Genomic DNA, 17367 nt, shown 5'->3' with positions numbered 1-17367 from the left:
GCGACTGAGCCGAACTCATTTGTGGTGAGGGGATTTATCCCCGTTGGGGCGCGAAGCGGGCCCCCTACATCCTGTCTGATACACCGCAGTAGCGGACATATTGGGGCTGTTTCGCAGCCCAGCGGGGATAAATCCCCTCGCCACAATGGGTTCGGCTTAAGAGGAGAATAACCATGGCATTCACCCTGGAGCTGGAAGAATGGGTCGGCAGTGTCTGGCACCGTTTCATCACCCGCCGGGCCAGTGCTGATTTTCCTGAGGCCCGGGTCGAGCTGGTGCCCCGGCAACGCTCATTGCAGGTGCTGTTTCGCGCCACTGGCGGTGCGCCTCACCTGGGGGTGGAAGCGGTCAGCGACCGCGACCTGTTGTTGCGCCGCAACCTGCTGCAGCAGATCGCCGGCACCTGCAAGCAAGTGCCCTTGGCCTGGTGCGATGCCGATAACCTGCGCCTGCCGGCGAGCCTGGCGGCGTTTCCCGATGTCGATCTCAACGCAGAGTTGTATCGCTGGCTGGCGTTGCTGGCCGCACAGTCTGGCCCGATGACGCACTGGGGGCGGGACAATCAACGGTGGACCCAAACCGTGCTGCACCGCTACCCGGCCATGCGCCCTCGTTATCGGCGGCTGGTGGACGCGCACCTGTCCCTGCGCCCTGACCCAGCCACCCTCAACCCGGCCGAAGCGGCTCTGGAGCGCGCGCTGTGCCAAGCGCTACGCGAGCCGGGCAGTGTCGAGCATTTCTCGCGCAGCGAGCGGGCGGCCTGGCCGTTGCCGTTGTGGCTATACCCACCCCAACATCTCGCCAACCCCCAGGCCGCGGACCTGGAGGAATCCGAACAGTACCTGGCGACACCGCCGGGTGAGCAGCAGGGCGGTCGCAAGCGCGCTGAACGCATCGACGAAACCACCCGCGACGGTGGATTGTTGATCGTGCGCCTGGAGAACCTGTTCAGCTGGACCGAACACGTGGACCTGGATCGCTGGGCGGACGACAGCGAAGACCCGGACGCCGCCCGCGTCGCCGAAGACCTGGACCAGTTGACCTTGTCGCGCACCCGCCTGCGCAAGGGCGGCGGCTTGAAGCTGCACCTGGACCTGCCGCCGGCCGATGTCGATGACATCCCCTTGGGCGAGGGCATCCACTTGCCGGAATGGGACTACCGCAAGCAACGACTGCAGGACGATTTCGTCAGCGTGCAGACGTTTGTCCCCCGCGATTGTCAGCCTCAGCCATTGCCCGCACGCCTGCGCAGCTCGGCCCAGCGCCTGCGCCGCCAGTTCGAACACCTGCGCAATGATCGCCAATGGCTGCGCCAGCAAACCCAGGGTTCGGAACTGGACCTGCAAGCCTGGCTGGATTTTCACGTCGAACGCCAGCACGGCCAGTGCAGCGAACGCGGCCTGTTCATGGAGCAACGCCAGACTCGCCGCGACTTGGCCTGCTTGCTGTTGGCCGATCTGTCGATGTCCACCGACGCCCACCTCAATGATGAGCATCGCGTCATCGACGTGATTCGCGACAGCCTGCTGCTGTTCGGTGAAACCCTGGCGGTGCTGGGGGATGATTTCGCCTTGTACGGGTTCTCTTCACTGCGGCGCCAGCAGGTGCGGATGCATGAACTCAAGGCCTTCGGCCAGCGCTATGACGATCACACCCGAGGCCGGATCCAAGGGCTCAAGCCCGGTTATTACACCCGCATGGGCGCGGCGATCCGCCAGGCCACGCAGCGGCTGCAAGGCTGCAAGCGGCGGCGCAAATTGTTGTTGCTGCTCAGCGATGGCAAGCCCAATGACCTGGACCTTTACGAAGGGCGCTATGGCGTGGAGGACACTCGCCAAGCGGTGCTGGAGGCACGGCGCCAGGGGCTGACGCCGTTTTGCATCACCATTGACCGTGAAGCGGGGGATTATTTGCCGTACATGTTTGGGGCCAACGGCTACACCTTGATCCGCCAGCCCGAACAGCTGCCGTTGCGGCTGCCACAGTTGTACCGCCAGTTGACACAAGACTGAGGGCTCAAACGATGCTGCGGGGCAACCAGAAAAACATGCCGATGCAGAAAATCGTCAGCCCCACACAGAACCAGGTGAAGCGCCGCAACCGACGTTCACCGGCCAGCGCCGCTTCGGCGGGCAACGGCATGCCGCATTGGCTGCATTCGGTTTCATCGGCGGGGCTGGCGCGTTGGCAGTACAGGCAAAGGGATTGCGCGCTCATTCGAATTGCTCCAGGCGCAGGCGATCAAGAATGGCAATTTGGCGGCCATCCTGGGTGATGATCTTTTCATCGATCAGGCGGCGGATGATCCGCGAGAAGGTTTCCGGCTGGATCGACAGGTGTCCGGCAATCAATTGCTTGGCCATCGGCAGTTCGAACTGGCTGTCCACGGTTTGCAGCCGCACCAGTTGCGTCAGCAAGTAGCGCACCACGCGGTGGGTGGCGTTTTTCAGCGACAGGGTTTCAATCTCATTGACCCGCTGGTGCAGGCGCACGCACAGCTTGCCGAGCAGGGCAAACGTCAACCGGCTGTTGCTTTGCAGCAGGCGCATGTAGGTGGCATTGGACAGGCGATACACCTGGCTGGGCCCGACGGCTTCGGCGGATGCCACGTAGTTGGGCGTGTCCATCAACATCATCGCTTCGGCGAACGTCTGGCGCTCGCCGATCACCTCGAAGACTTTTTCCTGGCCGTCCGGGGTCAGCCGGTAGATTTTCACGGCCCCGGAAATCACGAAATAAAACGCCTGGGCCGGCTCGCCCTGACGGAAAAGCGGGTCGCCCTTGTCGATGTTCAGCAGTTGGCTGTTGCTCATCAGTTCGTCGAGCTGTTCTTCGTTCAACGGCTCGAACAGGTGATGGCTGCGCAGAATCTGGTGATGGACACGGTGGAGCACCATGGGACGGTCCTTGTGTTGGCAGGAATAGGAAAAGGGTCAGACCAGGCTCAGGGACAGGCTGCTGGCGAGCGCGACAACGCAGGAGAGCAGGACGAACCAGGTGAAGGGCAGCGCGACGTGTTTCATGGGGAACCCCGGCGGAGAAAGTCTGTGCCCTGCCTGAGCAAGAGCCGGGCCAGGGCGGCGGGCCTTGTATTTCGAAGGTTGCCGGGTCTCAGGGTATAAATGACCCTGATCTGCTAGGGTAATAAAAACCATGAAAGGGTAAAAAAGACCTGAATCCTGTGGGAGCGGGCTTGCTCGCGAAGGCGGTGTGTCAGCTTGCATCGCTATTGGGTGTGCCACCGCATTCGCGAGCAAGCCCGCTCCCACAAGGAAAAAAGGGGAGGGTTGAAAAACGGTACTCAGCCCAAAGCCGTTCCGGCAGGCCCTTTGCAAGTGTCTGTCCGAGGCCGGCTGGCTTGATCTGAGACAAGGTTCGCCAGCGCCGATAGCCGATCATTCGAACCCTGATTTGTCGTACCTCGCTGGCGAGCCAGATGAGGGCAAAGGAGTGGTGTATGCAAGTGCTTGACCGTCGCAAGGCCATGGCCATCCTGCCGCTGTGGCGCCTGGCGTTTCGGCCGTTCTTCCTGGCAGGCTGCGTCTTGGCGCTGCTGACCATCCCCCTTTGGCTGCTGGCATTCACGGGGCGCTCGGCCTGGCAGCCGGCAGGCGGCTGGTTGGCCTGGCACCGTCACGAACTGTTGTTCGGTTTTGGCCTGGCGATCATCGCCGGGTTCCTGCTGACGGCGGTGCAGACCTGGACGGGCACCCCGGGGCTCAGCGGCAAGCGCCTCGCGGCATTGGCACTGTTGTGGCTGGGCGCGCGGCTGGCCTGGTTGGTCGACGCGCCCTGGCCGCTGCTGGCCACGCTGGAGTTGGGCTTCGCCCTGGCGGTGGCTGCGTTGATGGGCGTGACCTTGTGGCGTGTGCGGCAAAAACGCAATTACCCGATTGTGCTGGTATTGCTGTTGCTCGCCGCTGCCGACGGGTTGTCGGTGTACGGCCTGCTGCAGCACAACGAGGGTTTGCAGCGCCAAAGCGTGCTCACCGGCCTGTGGCTGGTGGCGGCGATGATGGGGCTGATCGGCGGGCGGGTGATTCCGTTCTTCACTCAGCGCGGTCTTGGTCGGGTCGAGGGCGTTGCGCCGTGGCCGTGGCTCGATCGTTTATTGCTGGCGGGATCGGCACTGGTGGCATTGTTGTATGCCTTCGGTACGGCGCTGTCGGCCAATGCCTGGGTCGGCCTGTTGTTCGTCGCGCTGACGGTGGGGCACGGGATTCGGCTGGTGCGCTGGCATGACCGGGGCGTGTGGCGAGTGCCGCTGCTGTGGTCGTTGCACCTGGCCTACGCCTGGCTTGCCTTGGCCTGCCTGGGCATGGCGCTGTGGCACTTGGGTGTGCCGCTGAATCCAAGCCTGGCGGTGCACAGCCTGACCATCGGGGCCATGTCCGGGCTGATCCTGGCGATGATTGCCCGGGTGACGCTGGGCCATACCGGCCGGTCCCTGGAGCCGCCACGGGGGATGACCCAGGCGTTTATCCTGCTGAACCTCGCGTGCCTGAGCCGCGTGTGGCTGGTTCTGGTATTTCCATTGGCCGCGCTGTGGCTGGCGGGGCTGTGCTGGATCCTGGCCTTCGGGCTCTACGCCTGGCGCTACGCGCCGATGTTGGTACGGGCCCGGGTGGACGGGCATCCGGGATGATTCACCGGGACGGAGGTAAGCGTTGATGTACGGGATCCTGCTGGTCACCCATCTGCTGGCGGCCATCGCTTTCATTGGTACGCTGTTTTTCGAGGTGTTCATTTGGCATTCAGCCCGTCGGCCCCTGGCCCAGGGCGTCAGGGAGCCCGCCGAGCAAGCGATCGCCCAGCGTTCGCGGCGTGTGCTGCACGCCGTGGTGCTGCTGCTGTACGGCGCCGGCATCGCCCTGGCCTGGCAGCATCGCGGGGCGTTGAGCCAACCGTTGAGCAACAGCTTCGGCTTGTTGCTCAGCCTGAAGATCCTGCTGGCCCTGAGCATCATTGGCCATTACCTGTGGCTGGCGTACTGGCTCAAGAGCGGGCGCCTGACACCCGGCCGGGCCTGCTGGCTGCGGCGCAGTATTCTCGGGCATATGGTGCTGATCGTGGTTTTGGCCAAGGCGATGTTCTATTGGCAGTTTTGAGTAAGAGCAGACCCCACCAATCCTGTGGGAGCGGGCTTGCTCGCGAAAGCGGTGGTTCAGCCGGCATTGATGTCGCCTGACACGACGCTTTCGCGAGCAAGCCCGCTCCCACACTGAACCGAGGTGATGCAAAAAAATGGGAACACTGCCCACCCCTATGGGAGCGGGCAGTGCTTGAGGGTTAGCGGGCAGGCTTCATCGCATTGACGAACAGCACATTGTTTTCCAGGTGGATGTGCTGCATCAGGTCATCACGGAACTCCACCAGCCCGCGATACAGGGCACGCCAGGTGTTGCAGGCGTCGGAGGGCGGGGTGATCTGGTCGGTGAGGGTGAGCATGGTTTCCAGCGCTTCACCGTGCTGGTCGTGCTCGAAACGCAGCACCTGGATCGGCGCCGAGGCCCGTTCGCCGAGACCCTGTTGCAGCATCGGGAACAGCACTTGTTCTTCCTTGAGCATGTGGCCTTCGAGTTCCTGATACATGTCCTGCAGGTGATCGGCCAGGCCGTTCGGGCAACTGGCCCGCGCACCATGGACCTGCTCGACGCGACGGGCCAGGCGGATGAGTTCCGGCAGTTGTTCGCGATGGCGGGCGTGGTAGCGTTCCAGGATGTGGCTGATCAGCAATGCCTGGGGCTCGTCGCGCCAGTCATGGCCCAACTCTCCAGCGGCTTGCAGGGTGCGCAGGGCATCGGCGATCAGCAGCGGGTTCAGGCCTTTAACCAGGGCGGCTTCGCGCAGGGATTTTTGTCCGCCGCAACAGAAGTCGAGGTTGTAATGATGGAAGGTACGGGTGGCACCGGGAATGTCGCAGGCCAGTTGGCCGAGGCTTTGTTCCAGCAGATCGAGGCTCATCATGTTTCCTTGGGTTGAATCCCGGCAGGGACAGATGAGTAGGTTTTGCAGCCGACGTGCCAAATGTAACTGACTGAAAATCAAGCATAAAAATTTCGCCAGGGTGATTGTCACCCTGGTTGCCAAGGGTCATACGAACCCTGGAGGGTCATCACTACCATGCTGCGAGAAAGCCTGGCCGCCGACCTGATCGTCGAGCTGCCCAATGCCGTGCGGTTGCAGCGCCTGGTGCAGACCCTGCGCGAATATTTCAACAGTGGCGCCGTAGGGCTGTTGCGCCTGGACGAAGACAGCCTGCGACCGGTGGCGACCGTCGGCCTGGTCCACGAGGCCCTGGGGCGTCGGTTCGTGATTGCCCAGCATCCGCGCCTGGCGGCGATCATGGCCTCGCGCGAACCCACCTGGTTCGAGCCCGACAGCCGCTTGCCGGATCCTTATGACGGCTTGCTCGATGACCATATTGGCGAACCGTTGCCGGTGCACGACTGCATGGGCGTGAGCCTGTATGTGGAAGGCCGGCTGTGGGGCGCGATCACCCTCGATGCGTTACACGCCGGGACGTTCGACAGTCACGCCCGGGAGGAACTCAAGCGCTGCACGCTGCAGATCGAGGCGGCCGTGCGTGTCACTCGACTCGAGCAGGAAAACCGCAGCCTGCGGGCATCGCGCAGCGACACGGCGGACCTGCGCCTGCCAGCCGAAGAGGGCGAGATCCTCGGGCGCAGCGAGGGGCTGCAACAATTGCTCAACGAGCTGGACGTACTGGCCGACTCCGAACTGCCGGTGTTGTTGCTGGGGGAGACCGGCGTCGGCAAGGAATTGTTTGCCCGACGCCTGCATCGCCTGTCCCGGCGCGCCCACAAACCCTTGGTACAGGTCAATTGCGCGGCGCTGCCAGAGTCCTTGGCCGAAAGCGAATTGTTCGGCCACGTCAAAGGCGCGTTTTCCGGAGCAACCACCGACCGCGCCGGGCGTTTCGACGCGGCCAATGGCGGCACGCTGTTTCTCGACGAGGTGGGCGAATTGCCGCTGAGCGTGCAGGCCAAATTGCTGCGCACCCTGCAGAACGGCGAGATCCAGCGCCTGGGAGCGGACAAGCCGCTACACGTCGATGTGCGGATCATCGCCGCCACCAACCGGCACCTGCCCGACAGCATTCGCGAGGGCCTGTTTCGCGCGGACCTCTATCACCGGCTCTCGGTCTACCCCGTGCCGATCCCACCCCTGCGCGAACGCGGCCACGATGTGCTGATGCTGGCCGGGCACTTTCTCGAACTGAACCGTACACGGCTGGGCTTGCGCGGCTTGCGCCTGTCACCGGCCGCCGAACAGGCGCTGTTGGCGTATAGCTGGCCGGGTAATGTGCGGGAGCTGGAGCACGTCATCAGTCGTGCGGCGTTGAAGCAACTGAGCCGGGGCGCCAGTCGCAGCTTGATCATGACGCTGGAGCCGCAGGTGCTCGACTTGGATGTCAATGCCAATGCGACCTCAATGCAGGCACTGCCCGAACAAGCAGTGCCACTATTGGAGACGCCGGTGCTGCCCTTGGGCGAGGCCGTTGATGATTGCCAGCGGCGGGCGATCCTCGGGGCCCTGGAACGCTGCGGGCAGAACTGGGCGGGGGCGGCGCGGTTGTTGGAGGTGGATCCGAGTAATTTGCATAAGTTGGCGCGGCGGTTGGGGCTTAAATAGGAGGGGGCTTCGCTTCATAGTTGGTGTGTATATCCGTTTTTTTGGTGACGGCAGCTTAAGGTTCCGCCCTGACGGCGGCTCACTTTTGAGAAGCGCAAAAGTAAGCAAAACGCTTTTGCCCCACCACTTGGTGCCTCGCCTAGGCTCGGCATGCCCTCTCTCCGGCATTGCTCCGTGGGCCGCCGCGAAGGGCCATCCATGGCCCAGCGCGGCTACCTCGGCATCCATGCCGAGGTGCCCACTGCGCAATGCCTGCGTTCGGCCATCGTGGTTAACGGGGCGCCTCGAGATCAACGTCCGCGACGAGGCGGCCTAACGGCCGACCTGTTTCTCTGCGAATGTGTTCCCCTGTGGGAGCGAGCAAGCTCGCGATGGCTGTCTTGAGGCTGATGCTACGAGCCGCACAGAATTGGCTGGAGCTGAGCTGACTAGGCAGGTAATCCGCAATGAATATCACATCAAATCCATAGGTTTCAGCTCTCGCCACGGCATGGTCAGGCCCTCCGAATCAACAATTGCCAGCAAAACTGTTACCTATGTGCGTGAACTGATTTGTAACCTATGTGGGTGTTCATACGGCCGCCTTCGCGAGCAGGCTCGCTCCCACAATTCGATCAACGTACAGCCGGGAGAAATGAGTCGGCAACAAGGCCGCCTTCGCAAGCAAGCCCGCTCCCACAGTTGGATTGGGGTACGGCCAAAGAAACAGGTCGGCTATAAGGCCGCCTCGCCAAGGCTTTTGATCTGGGGCCCCGTTAACCACGCTGGCCGAACGCAGGCATTGCGCAGTGGGCATCCCGGCATGGATGCCGGGATAGCCGCGCTGGGTCATGGATGACCCTTCGCGGCGGGCCCACGGAGCAATGCCGGAGAGAGGGCATGCCGAGCACTAGCGAGGCACCAAGTGGTGGGGCATAAAGCGTTTGGGTTACTTTTGCCTGGGCCGGCTTCCGGATTTTCAAAAGTGACCCTCCGTAAGGGCGGAACCCTAAGCAGCCGTTACCGAAGAAACGGATATACACACAAGCCATCCAAAAAGCAGCATTAGCTGCTCGCGATCCCATTCCCCACCAGACTCAGCATTGACAACGATCAAGGCCAGCCAACCCCACAAAACCCACACTGGGCCAAACCCTAGTGGAGATCACCGCCATGCCCCTTTCCCTGGCCAAAATGCGCCGCCAATACGCCCTCGATGGGCTGGACGAAACCCAAGCGCCAGACAACCCGCTGGCGCTGTTCAGCCTCTGGATGCAACAAGCCCGCGACACCGAAAGCCCCCCGGTGGAAGCCAACAGCATGGCCCTGGCCACCGTGGACGAGCAGGGTCGGCCCCATTGCCGAGTGCTGTTGCTAAAGGGCTTCAGCGAGGAAGGTTTTTCATTCTTCGGCAACTACGACAGCGGCAAGGGACAGGACCTGGCGGCCAATCCCTGGGCGGCCATGACGTTTTTCTGGCCGGGGCTGGAGCGGCAAGTGCGCATCGAAGGGCAGGTCAGCAAGCTCGATCCCGGCTTGTCCGACGCGTACTTCGAGTCTCGTTCGGTTGCCAGTCGGCTGGGCGCCTGGGCGTCGCCACAAAGCCGTTCGCTGGAAAACCGTGCGGCCCTCGAAACCTTGCTCGCACAAACTGAAGAACGCTTCGCCGATCAAGCCGTGCCACGTCCCGCGCATTGGGGCGGTTATTGCCTGCGCCCCGAACGGCTGGAATTCTGGCAAGGCCGTGCCGACCGTTTGCATGATCGCCTCGACTACCGCCTGCAAGGGGGCGCTTGGCAGCGCAGGCGTCTGGCGCCCTGAGGCCGAGGGAGGTACCTCCATGGAGGAATAGGCCCGGCATCGAATGCGGTTCAGGCTGGGCCATCTTTTCTGACAGGACGGCTGATCATGGCCCATCTGAAGCAACGCCTCTTCCAACCGCTGAACATCGCGGTCCTCACCATCAGCGATACCCGCAGTTTCGACACCGACACCTCGGGCCAGACCCTCGCGGACCTGCTGCAAACCGCCGGTCATGTGCTGATCGACCGTGGTCTGGTGAAAGACGATATCTACCAGATCCGCGCCCAAGTATCACAGTGGATCGCCGACCCCAAGGTGCAGGTGGTGTTGATGACCGGCGGCACCGGTTTCACCCCGCGCGATAACACCCCTCAAGCGGTACTGCCATTGCTGGACAAACAGGTGGACGGTTTCGGCGAATTGTTCCGTCAGGTCTCCCTGGCCGAAATCGGTATGTCCAGCCTGCAATCGCGCGCGGTGGCGGGCATGAGCAACGGCGTGCTGATCTGCTGCCTGCCGGGCTCGCCAGGCGCCTGTCGGACCGGTTGGGAACAGATCCTCGCCGGGCAATTGGACAGCCGCACCGGCCCATGCAATTTCACTCCGCACCTCAAGCCCCAGGCCGGCATTGCCCCGACAGCCTGCGAGACTCGCTCGTGAGCGGCAAGGTCTGCGACAGCGGCGTGCTGACGCCGGTGGATGAGGCGATTCGTCATCTGCTGGACCAGGCGCCGCCGCCACCGCCCGTGCAACGGGTCGGCCTGGACCAGGCCCTGGCCCGGGTGTTGGCTGTCGACATCCTGTGCCCGATGAATCTGCCGGCGTGGGACAACAGTGCGATGGACGGCTATGCCCTGCGCGCGGCCGACTTGCCGGTTGACGGTGGCCATCTGGCGTTGGCCGGGCGCATCGCCGCAGGTGATGAACCGGGTGAGCCGCTGCAGCCCGGGCGAGTCGTGCGGATTTTCACCGGCGCGCCGCTGCCGCCGGGTGCCGACACGGTGGTGCCACAGGAAAGCTGCCGGGTCGATGGCGAGCGGGTCTGGTTGCCGTCGGTCAATGACGGTGACCACGTTCGCAAGGAAGGTGAGGAGTTGCGTCGAGGTGATCGGCTGCTTGCGGCCGGTACGCGCCTGCGGGCCCAGGAGCTGGGTCTGCTGGCCGGCGCCGGCGTCGCTCAGGTTGATGTTCATCGCCCCTTGCAGGTGGGCTTGCTCAGCAGTGGCGATGAGCTGCGCGAACCAGGCGAGCCTCTGGCGCCGGGGCAAATCTACAACAGCAATCGCCATAGCCTCGCCGCGTTGTTGCGGGGCTGGGGCGTGGAAGTGCATGACTTTGGCGTCATGCCCGATCAACTGCACGCCAGCCGGCAGGCACTGCGCCTGGCGGCCGCCGAATGCGACGTGCTGCTGACTTCCGGAGGTGTGTCGGTCGGTGAAGAGGACCATCTCAAGCATGCCATCGAAAGCCTGGGCAGCATCGATCTCTGGCGCCTGGCGATCCAGCCGGGCAAGCCCTTGGCCTTTGGCGATGTGGAAGGCAAACCATGGATCGGTCTGCCGGGCAATCCTTCGGCGGCGTTGGTTACCGCATTGATTGTCGTGCGTCCATTCCTGTTCCGGGCCCAAGGCATCAGCAACGTGCTGCCGGTGCCGTTGCAACTGCCGGCCGGGTTCGACTGGCTCAAGCGCAACCGGCGCCGGCAATACCTGCGCGCCAAACTGATCCCCGACACCGAAGGCCACCTGTGCGTGGAACTGCACCCCCAGCAAAGCTCGGCGATGTTGGCAGCCGCATGCTGGGCCGACGGCTTGGCGGTGGTCGAGCGTGAGACGCTGGTGCACAAGCACGACCGGGTGCTGTACCTGCCATTCGCCGAGCTGATGCATTGACGGCAATTGATTGCCGTCAAGGTCGCCGGCCGAGGGCTGGCTAGACTGGCGGCGCCCTTAGTTTTCTCACGAGGATGCCCCATGCAACTGGTTTGCCCGGCAGGGAATCTGCCTGCCCTCAAAGCGGCGGTGCGCCAAGGCGCCGATGCCGTCTATGTCGGCTTTCGCGATGACACCAATGCCCGGCATTTCGCCGGGCTGAACATGGACGACAAGCAGTTCGATGCCGCTGTCGCGCACATCCGCCAGAATCAACGCAAGCTGTACGTGGCGGTCAATACCTACCCGCAACCCAAGGGTTGGGAACGCTGGCAACGGGCGGTGGACCGGGCTGCCGATTTCGGCGTGGACGCGCTGATTGCCGCCGACCCCGGTGTGCTCAGCTACGCCAGTCAGCGCCATCCGCAACTGGCCTTGCATCTGTCGGTACAGGGTTCGGCGACCCACGCGGCGGCCCTGGCTTTTTACGCCGAGCGCTACGGCATCCGCCGCGCCGTGTTGCCACGGGTGCTGTCCCTGGCCCAAGTGCGGCAAGTGGCGGCGGCCAGTTCGGTGCCGATCGAAGTCTTTGGCTTCGGTAGCCTGTGCATCATGGCCGAGGGGCGTTGCCACTTGTCTTCGTACATCACCGGCGAATCGCCGAACCTGTGTGGGGTTTGCTCGCCCGCCAAGGCGGTGCGCTGGAGCGAGGACGCCCAAGGTCTGAGCGCACGCCTCAGCGAGGTGCTGATCGATCGCTACACCCCTGAAGAACCGGCCGGTTACCCGACCTTGTGCAAGGGCCGCTTCCTGGTGGGCGGCAAGCGTTTCCATGCCCTGGAAGAACCCACCAGCCTCGACACCCTGGACCTGTTGCCGGAGCTGACGGCCATCGGTGTCGAGGCCGTGAAAATCGAAGGCCGGCAGCGCAGTCCGGCCTACGTTGAGCAAGTCACCCGGGTCTGGCGCGCCGCGCTGGACGCACACCAGGCCGCGCCGCAACGGTTCCGGGTGCGGGAAGAATGGCGCCAGGTGCTGGCTGGTTTGTCCGAAGGCAGCCAGACCACCCTGGGTGCCTACCATCGATCATGGCAATGAGGGAGGCCTGATGAAACTCAGCCTGGGACCGGTCCTGTTCTACTGGGACAAAACGCAATTGGGAAATTTCTACGCCGAGATGTCGGCCCTGCCGTTGGACGTGATTTACCTGGGGGAAACCGTGTGTTCGAAGCGCCGGGCTTTTTCCCTGGATCAATGGCTGGGCCTGGCGCGTGAGCTGCAAACGTGCAGCCAGGCACAGATCGTGTTGTCGAGCCTGACGTTGGTCGAGGCGGCTTCGGAGCTGTCCTCGCTGCGACGCCTGTGTGACAACGGCCAACTGTTGGTGGAAGCCAATGACATGGGCGCGGTGCAGTTCCTGGCCGAGCGCAAGTTGCCCTTTGTCGGCGGTCCGGCGTTGAACTTGTACAACGGTCACGCCCTGGGCCAACTGCTCGACAGCGGCATGACCCGTTGGGTGCCACCCGTGGAATGCTCGGCAGCGCTGATCGGCGATGTGCTCGAACAGGTGCGGGACATGGACCGTGAAGTGCCTGAGGTTGAAATTTTTGCCTACGGCCATTTGCCCCTGGCGTACTCGGCGCGTTGCTTCACCGCCCGCGCCGAGAACCGACCCAAGGACGACTGCCAGTTCTGTTGCATCAACTATCCCGACGGCCTGGCCCTGAGCAGCCAGGAAGGCCAACAGTTGTTCACCCTCAATGGCATCCAGACGATGTCCGGGGAGGTGACGAACCTGCTCGCCGATTACAGCGCGCTGAAGGCCAGCGGCGCTGACCTGTTGCGCCTGAGCCCGCGCGCCCAGGGCATGGCCGACGTGGTCACGGCCTTCGACAAGGTGCGCCAGGGCGAGGCGCCGCCGTTGTTCGTGGACGGCTGCAACGGTTACTGGCACGGCCATGCCGGCATGTTGAAGGTAGAGGAGGCGGGCCTGTGCTGAGTCCAAAAAAATGGTTGCTCAAAAGCGCTGACCGGGTGCTGCCGCTCGTGGCCAAGGTGCCGTTTGTGGTGCAACGCCTGGCGTTGCAACAGGCACTCAACCGTTGCCTGGCCGAGCCGCTGCGCGATGGCGGTTTCGACGTGCTGCAGGGGCGCTGGCTGTGCCTGCGGGTGCCCGACCTGAAGTTGTGCTGGTACCTGACCTTGGCGCGCGATGGACTGCGCATCGCCGAACGGGCCGAAGCCCAGGTCACCATCAGCGGCGACTGGCGCGAATTCCTCTTGCTGGCGAGCCGTCAGGAAGACCCCGACACGTTGTTCTTCCGGCGGCGGCTGGTGATCGAGGGGGATACGGAATTGGGACTGGCGCTGAAGAATCTGATCGACAGTCTCGACCCGGAGGTATTGCCGCCGTGGTTATGGCGCAATCTGGAACGGGCGGGCAAGGGCTTGGCGACCGTGTGATGACAGCACCGAGGCTGCTGCCCCTCGTGTATTACCTGTGGCGAGGGGATTTATCCCCGCTGGGGCGCGCAGCGCCCCCCTTCAACCGCCTGACACACCGCGGGCTAAGGCTTTGGGGCTGCTTCGCAGCCCAGCGGGGATAAATCCCCTCGCCACAGGGGCTGGGGTGACCGTCATATAGGGGCTGCAATTATTGCTGGTACGCCTCCAACTCTTCCTCAGCCAGGATGTGGATGTTGCGCCGCTCCATGGCGATCAGGCCGCCATCCACCAGGCGATGCAGAATGCGCGAAAAGGTCTCTGGCTGGATCCCCAGCTTGGACGCCACCAGCCGTTTGGACACCTGCAACACCACCAAGCCGTCCCGCGGGTCGCGTTCCTGCAACAGGAAATTGATCACCCGCCGGCTGGCGCTGGCCAAGGTCAGGTTGTCGATGTCCTTGAGGCGCTGGTGCAGGTGGATACTCATGCTTGCCAGGATCGCCAGGCACACCTTGGGCTGGTCTTCCAGAGCCTTGCGATAGTGGGTGCCCTCGATGCTCACCAGCACGCTGTCCTTGATCGCCGATGCACTGACCGGGTAGCAGCGGGCCTCGCTGAACAGCAGGGCCTCGGCAAAGGTCTGGCCGGGCTGGATGATCTCCACCAGGTTTTCCTGGCCTTCGCCGGTCACCCGGAACAGCTTGATCTGGCCACTGACCAGCAGGAAAAACCGTTTGGCCGGGTCGCCCTGGTGCATAAGTGTGCTGTTGCAAGCCAGGCGCTTGAGCACGGCCAGGCTGCACACTTCTTCGAACACCCGCTCGGGCAATTGGCTGAACAGGTGATGACGTCGCAACAGTAGAACAATGGAAGGGTGGGTCAGCATGGCGTACCTCCGCGTGCCGTCATGGTAGAGCCCAAGGCGCCGTCGGCCTATGCCTCGGCAGGCCTACCTCGGAAGAGGGATGGGAATTGTCATTGCAGTCAGTCGAATCGGTATCTGCCGAACACCGATCCTGTGGCGAGGGAGCTTGCTCCCGCTGGGGCGCGCAGCGGCCCTGTTTTTGGGGCTGCTACGCAGCCCAGCGGGAGCAAGCTCCCTCGCCACGGGATTTATGTTCGCTCAGGAAATCTACGCGCCTGCTTTAGCCCGCCCCGCGCAAATGCTCCATTGCCCACACCGCCGCTTCCACCCGCGAGCGCAAGCCAAGCTTGTGCAGCAGGTTCTTCACATGAACCTTGACCGTGCCTTCGGTGATGCCCAGTTTGTGCCCGATGACCTTGTTGCTGTAGCCGCCGGCGATGGTCTTGAGCACCTGGCGTTCGCGCTCGGTCAGTTCGACATCAGCCTGGCGCGGTGCGGCGCGCAGGGCCTGGGCCATCACGCGGGTCAGGCCGGGGCTGATCACCAGGGCGCCGTTGAGGGCGTCGCGGATGTACTGGATCAGCAACTCAGGCTCCATGTCCTTGAGCAAATAGCCGTTGGCGTCCAGGCGCAGGGCATCGCGGATGTCGTCCTCGGCGTCAGAGACAGTGAACAGCAAAACCTTGCCGGTGTAGTGCATGGCGCGCAGCCGACGCAGGGTCTCGATGCCGTTCATTTGCGGCATGTTGTTGTCCAGCAGCACCAGGTCGGGCTTGAGCGGCTCGATCAGCGTCAAGGCTTCTTCGCCGTGGCTGGCTTCGCCGACAATGTGCAAGTCGTCTTCGAGCTCAAGCATCTGGCGGATCCCGCGACGCATCATCGGATGATCGTCGACCAACAGCAGGGTGTGGCGCAAAGGGGCGTTCATGTTGCGATGCCTTCGGTGGGTTGACCCAGGAATTCCGGTTGGAAAAGCACCTGGATACGGGTGCCCTGGGGTATTCGGGAAAGAATGCTCAGTTGGCCGCGCAGGCTGCGGGCCCGTTCGTTCATGATGTTCAGGCCGTGGTGCTCGCGCGTGTCCACCTCACCGCTGAAGCCGCAACCATCATCTTCGATCGTCAGCTGCACGGTCTCGCCGTCCTGGCGCAGTTCGAGCCAAGCGTTCTCTGCATGGGCATGGCGCAGGCAATTGGACAAGGCCTCGCGGGTGATCTGCAGGATGTGGATCTGCTCGCTGGCCGACAGCTCGAAGGCCAGGGTGTCGATGAACAGGTGCACCTGGAAATCGCCGCGGTTGGAAAACTCTTCAGCGGTGTCCTTGAGCTCCTGAACGAGGCCGTCGTCACGAATCTGCAAGCGGAAGGTGGTCAGCAACTCGCGCAATTGGCGATAGGCGTTGTTCAGGCCTTCGCGCAGCTCTGCGGTGACGTTTTCCAGGGTTTGTACCGGTTCGCCCCGGCGCATCAGGGTCTGCATGCGGCTGACTTGCAGCTTCATGTATGACAAGGCCTGGGCCAGGGAATCGTGCAGTTCCCGGGCAATGATCGTGCGCTCATCGAGCAGCAGCAGGCGGTGGTCCTGTTCGCGCTGGCGCTTGAGTGACAGGGTGGTGCCGATCAGGTTGGCCAGGGCCTGGATCAATGCGGTTTCCCAGGGGTGCGCCGCGTGACCGTCGACAAAATGCGCCTTGAGTTCACCCAGCTCGTTGCCCTGGTTGCTGATGCTGAAGGCCTGCGGGCGTGCGGCGTTATGTTTATGGCAACTGGCGCAATCGCTGCTGGCGCAAACCTGGCGGCTGGCGGCGCCATGCAATGCCAGCAAGTGCTTGGCCGGTGCCTGCAATTGTCCTTGCAGGCACAGCGTCAGACGCAGGCCGGGCAAGCGTTGCTGGAACCTTCGGATGAGCTCATCCAAGCCTTCGGCATTGGCCTGTCGCGTCGCCAGGTTGCGGCTGCTCTGGTACAGCAGCTCCAAGGCGGCATTGGCCTGTTGCAGGTTCAGAGTCTTTTGCTGGACTTGGCTTTCCAGGGTGCGATGGGACTGCTCGATGGCCTCGGCCATGGCGTTGAAACTGGTTGCCAACTGACCCAGCTCATCTTCGGATTGATGATTGACTCGCACCTGGAACTCGCCACGACGAAAACGTTGGGTGGCGTCCACCAGTTCCTGCAAGGGCGCGACCACGCCGTACTGCAATTCATACAGGCCGATCAGCAGAATGATCATGGTGGTAAACAGTGCAATGCCCTGGATCACTTGCTGCCAGCCTTGCTTGTGCTCGCTCTGGCGTTGCAACAGGGTGACGAATTGGTCCAGCTGATCGACGAAGGAGTTGGCGCTGGCCTGGAAAAACGCCGAATCGCCACGCTCGACGGCTGGGCGCAAGGTCTGGTTCCAGCGCTGTAGCAGGTTGCGATAGCTCTGGTGCAGGGAGGTCGCCGGCCCGTCTTCCAGCACGGCGCGCAGGGCGGGGCTGTCGAGGCGTTGCTGCAGGCTGTCGATGATGACGTGCACATCATCGGTGGCGCCGGCAGCGAGTTTCCAGCTCAGGTGGTAGGTTTCCATGCGCACCGAGCCGGCGGTATTGATGGCTGCGGCATCGCCCTGGCTGAACCAGGCGATCAGGCCGGCGCTCAAGGAGCTGGCCAGGGCCAGGATCGCGATAAGAATCACCGCCAACCCGGCGCGAGCGGGCAGGGAGCTGCGCAGCCAGCGCATCATTGCGGCTGACCCTGCAAGAAAATC

Annotated in this window: 16 protein-coding genes; 10 read left to right on the top strand and 6 right to left on the bottom strand. The window is 63.2% G+C overall.

Annotation, left to right across the window (positions count from 1 at the left end):
* Nucleotides 1-173 precede the first annotated feature (173 nt).
* A complete protein-coding gene (locus AD663_RS15270; protein WP_003182356.1) occupies nucleotides 174-2012 on the top strand; it encodes a nitric oxide reductase activation protein NorD in 1839 nt (612 codons plus the stop codon).
* 4 nt (nucleotides 2013-2016) lie between these two features.
* On the opposite strand, the gene AD663_RS15265 is transcribed toward AD663_RS15270, so the two are convergent.
* Together AD663_RS15265 and AD663_RS15260 are read right to left on the bottom strand one after the other, a co-directional pair.
* Complete coding sequence (locus tag AD663_RS15265; RefSeq protein WP_003182354.1) at nucleotides 2017-2217, bottom strand: hypothetical protein; 201 nt, start codon at nucleotides 2215-2217, stop codon at nucleotides 2017-2019.
* A complete protein-coding gene (locus tag AD663_RS15260) occupies nucleotides 2214-2897 on the bottom strand; it encodes a Crp/Fnr family transcriptional regulator (protein WP_003182352.1) in 684 nt (227 codons plus the stop codon). The genes AD663_RS15265 and AD663_RS15260 overlap by 4 nt, the downstream gene beginning before the upstream one ends.
* Nucleotides 2898-3457: 560 nt before the next feature.
* Between AD663_RS15260 and AD663_RS15255 the strand changes: the two genes are divergently transcribed.
* A complete protein-coding gene (locus AD663_RS15255; RefSeq protein ID WP_053214053.1) occupies nucleotides 3458-4645 on the top strand; it encodes an NnrS family protein in 1188 nt (395 codons plus the stop codon).
* A gap of 25 nt (nucleotides 4646-4670) precedes the next feature.
* On the top strand, nucleotides 4671-5108 hold the full coding sequence (locus AD663_RS15250; protein WP_053214052.1) for a hypothetical protein: 438 nt from the start codon (nucleotides 4671-4673) through the stop codon (nucleotides 5106-5108).
* A gap of 181 nt (nucleotides 5109-5289) precedes the next feature.
* Here the strand turns inward: AD663_RS15250 and ytfE are convergent, their stop codons facing one another.
* Nucleotides 5290-5964 carry an iron-sulfur cluster repair protein YtfE gene (ytfE, locus tag AD663_RS15245; RefSeq protein WP_003182344.1) on the bottom strand — a complete coding sequence of 225 codons (675 nt, stop codon included), beginning with the start codon at nucleotides 5962-5964 and terminating at the stop codon, nucleotides 5290-5292.
* A gap of 159 nt (nucleotides 5965-6123) precedes the next feature.
* Between ytfE and norR the strand changes: the two genes are divergently transcribed.
* From norR to AD663_RS15210, 7 genes are all read left to right on the top strand, one after another.
* Complete coding sequence (norR, locus tag AD663_RS15240; protein WP_003182342.1) at nucleotides 6124-7656, top strand: nitric oxide reductase transcriptional regulator NorR; 1533 nt, start codon at nucleotides 6124-6126, stop codon at nucleotides 7654-7656.
* Nucleotides 7657-8808: 1152 nt separating this feature from the next.
* Nucleotides 8809-9456 carry a pyridoxamine 5'-phosphate oxidase gene (gene pdxH / locus AD663_RS15235; RefSeq protein WP_053214051.1) on the top strand — a complete coding sequence of 216 codons (648 nt, stop codon included), beginning with the start codon at nucleotides 8809-8811 and terminating at the stop codon, nucleotides 9454-9456.
* 87 nt (nucleotides 9457-9543) lie between these two features.
* A complete protein-coding gene (gene moaB, locus AD663_RS15230) occupies nucleotides 9544-10098 on the top strand; it encodes a molybdenum cofactor biosynthesis protein B (RefSeq protein WP_003182337.1) in 555 nt (184 codons plus the stop codon).
* The gene (glp, locus tag AD663_RS15225; protein ID WP_053214050.1) at nucleotides 10095-11330 is read left to right on the top strand and encodes a gephyrin-like molybdotransferase Glp; all 1236 of its coding nucleotides are present in this window, start codon (nucleotides 10095-10097) and stop codon (nucleotides 11328-11330) included. The genes moaB and glp overlap by 4 nt, the downstream gene beginning before the upstream one ends.
* 81 nt (nucleotides 11331-11411) lie before the next feature.
* Nucleotides 11412-12407 (top strand): peptidase U32 family protein, encoded by a 996-nt coding sequence (locus tag AD663_RS15220; protein ID WP_003182333.1) that lies wholly within the window; start codon nucleotides 11412-11414, stop codon nucleotides 12405-12407.
* A 10-nt stretch (nucleotides 12408-12417) separates the two neighbouring features.
* A complete protein-coding gene (locus tag AD663_RS15215; protein ID WP_053214049.1) occupies nucleotides 12418-13308 on the top strand; it encodes a U32 family peptidase in 891 nt (296 codons plus the stop codon).
* Nucleotides 13302-13772, top strand: coding sequence for an SCP2 domain-containing protein (locus AD663_RS15210; RefSeq protein ID WP_053214048.1), 471 nt, complete (start codon nucleotides 13302-13304; stop codon nucleotides 13770-13772). Before AD663_RS15215 ends, AD663_RS15210 begins: the two co-directional genes overlap by 7 nt.
* A gap of 190 nt (nucleotides 13773-13962) precedes the next feature.
* Here AD663_RS15210 and AD663_RS15205 read toward each other — a convergent pair whose 3' ends face one another.
* The 3 genes from AD663_RS15205 to AD663_RS15195 all read right to left on the bottom strand — a co-directional run bounded on the left by AD663_RS15205 (nucleotide 13963) and on the right by AD663_RS15195 (nucleotide 17343).
* Entirely contained in the window at nucleotides 13963-14640 is a 678-nt protein-coding gene (locus AD663_RS15205; RefSeq protein ID WP_003182327.1) for a Crp/Fnr family transcriptional regulator, read from the bottom strand.
* Nucleotides 14641-14899: 259 nt separating this feature from the next.
* Nucleotides 14900-15547 carry a two-component system response regulator NarL gene (gene narL / locus AD663_RS15200; RefSeq protein ID WP_003182325.1) on the bottom strand — a complete coding sequence of 216 codons (648 nt, stop codon included), beginning with the start codon at nucleotides 15545-15547 and terminating at the stop codon, nucleotides 14900-14902.
* Nucleotides 15544-17343 (bottom strand): HAMP domain-containing protein, encoded by a 1800-nt coding sequence (locus AD663_RS15195; RefSeq protein WP_003182323.1) that lies wholly within the window; start codon nucleotides 17341-17343, stop codon nucleotides 15544-15546. Before AD663_RS15195 ends, narL begins: the two co-directional genes overlap by 4 nt.
* Between the last annotated feature and the right edge of the window lie 24 nt (nucleotides 17344-17367).

The organism is Pseudomonas sp. Q12-87, assembly GCF_001269755.1.
GTDB lineage: Bacteria > Pseudomonadota > Gammaproteobacteria > Pseudomonadales > Pseudomonadaceae > Aquipseudomonas > Aquipseudomonas fluorescens_S.
This window is presented reverse-complemented; position numbering and strand designations above follow the sequence as displayed.